Annotated in this window: 3 protein-coding genes; 1 reads left to right on the forward strand and 2 read right to left on the reverse strand. The window is 60.2% G+C overall.

Features of this window, described 5'->3' with window-relative positions:
• Positions 1-55 precede the first annotated feature (55 nt).
• Positions 56-538, forward strand: coding sequence for a CBS domain-containing protein (locus RIF72_RS20050; protein WP_309076538.1), 483 nt, complete (start codon positions 56-58; stop codon positions 536-538).
• A 209-nt stretch (positions 539-747) separates the two neighbouring features.
• Here RIF72_RS20050 and RIF72_RS20055 read toward each other — a convergent pair whose 3' ends face one another.
• Together RIF72_RS20055 and RIF72_RS20060 are read right to left on the reverse strand one after the other, a co-directional pair.
• A complete protein-coding gene (locus tag RIF72_RS20055; RefSeq protein ID WP_309076539.1) occupies positions 748-960 on the reverse strand; it encodes a DUF1508 domain-containing protein in 213 nt (70 codons plus the stop codon).
• A gap of 181 nt (positions 961-1,141) precedes the next feature.
• On the reverse strand, positions 1,142-1,563 hold a 422-nt coding region (locus RIF72_RS20060; RefSeq protein ID WP_309076540.1), incomplete at its 5' end, for a hypothetical protein.

The raw sequence follows: 1,563 nt of genomic DNA on the forward strand, positions 1-1,563 counted from the left end.
AAAGCCGATTTAGAGGTGCGGATGCAGGCACCTCTTCGACCGATTGGAAGGTCACATGCTTGAAACCGTTGATCCGCCTTGCGTCAAAGACGCCATGATTTCCTGCCCGAAGACCCTCCCGCCAGAGAGCAGCGTGGAGGAAGTCCGTAGGTTCTTCGCTGATGACCACGTTCATTTGGCACTGATCGTTGATTCCAGCGGACGGCTCCTTACGACTTTGGAGCGGTCTGATATTCCTGCGGAGGCCACTGGCAGTGCAAAGGCAAGTGGTTTTGGGACGATCCTTGGCAGAACAGTAGAGCCGCAACAGTCGCTTGGTGCTGCCACTGCGTCTCTGCAGTTAGCAGGCCGCCGTCGACTTGCAGTAGTGGATGTTGAGGGAAAGCTTCTCGGTTTGCTCTGCCGTAAGCGAACCGGGCTTGGCTATTGCAATGATGCAGGAGTTGCTGCTCGCGCAGCCGGACTGGAGACGTCTACAAGGGGCAGCCTCGGCCGTCGCGGCAAGGAAGAGGCCAGCGCCAATGCCGGCCGCCAATGAGATGACCCGGCCGGCGGACGCGCTGCTGACGGGTCGCCCCCGGATTCCAGCGAAATCAATCCCGTTCCCGCAACGAAGAAGAGCATGGCCAGCCCGACCTGGGCCAACGTGTCCACGAACTCAGTGGACTGAATCGACCCCAGCACGTAAGGGAGGGTGGCTCCGGCCGCTGCATAACCGTGGAGTTTTAGATTAAGGGCGAAAGCTCATCAGCTGTTCTCGGGCCGGACAGACCTTGACGGGCTGCACTGATCGCTGATCAACCCGGTGGCAGCGCATTCGCGCACATCCCGAATACCCCGGACGGCGGATTCCTTGTTGGGATACGGTCCGGATACCGCTACGACTGTCCCATCGTGAGACTTGAGCCTGAACGCATAAGAAGCGTGCTCGTCAGTAAAGAGTTCAAATTTTCCGGTCATGGTTTACCCCTGTACCCCCGGGGTTGTTGACCTCGGGATTGTTCACCAAATGAAGACGCATCGTTGCGCCCCGGCCCCCCAGCCGCCCGATACCACTACGGTAAAAGAGAAATCGTTTACTCGCGAGTACACCGACATAAAAGGCCTTATTCGCCCTTGGGACCGGTATGCGGAGAGGTCTTCAGCGCAGGACCTCGACGAGCGCAACCCACGAGAAAATAACGGCGCCGATCAGTGCCACAATCGTGGCGAGGGCCACCACGAGCAGGCCGGCTGGCATGGACAGTAGGAGCAGTACGGCCCCAGCGGCGTAGATGACGAGCGGGATCACGAATGACACGATGTGCTGGGTGTCCCAGTTGCGTGGACGTCCAGGAGTGTCGTCCCGAAGAATCGCGCGGGCGGCGAGGGCAGCGATGACGCCTCCGGCCAGGGTTCCGGCCAGGACCTCGATTCCGAACGCCCACAGCGGCTGGTCCGGGATGAGTGCCATGCAGGCAAGGACCACGCCCAGGATCAGGGCGGAAATGGCGGCCCCTGCGCGGGCTGCTAGTCCCCGTGATTCCGCGATCTGTTTGATGTTTACGGACAACGCCACGATGA

Origin of the sequence: Paenarthrobacter sp. (assembly GCF_031180005.1) — a bacterium.
Classification (GTDB): Bacteria; Actinomycetota; Actinomycetes; order Actinomycetales; family Micrococcaceae; genus Arthrobacter.

Bases quoted from the DNA above. Each gene is read 5' to 3' on its own strand.
- RIF72_RS20055 (WP_309076539.1), bottom strand. From the start codon at position 960: ATGACCGGAAAATTTGAACTCTTTACTGACGAGCACGCTTCTTATGCG.
- RIF72_RS20050 (WP_309076538.1), top strand. From the start codon at position 56: ATGCTTGAAACCGTTGATCCGCCTTGCGTCAAAGACGCCATGATTTCC.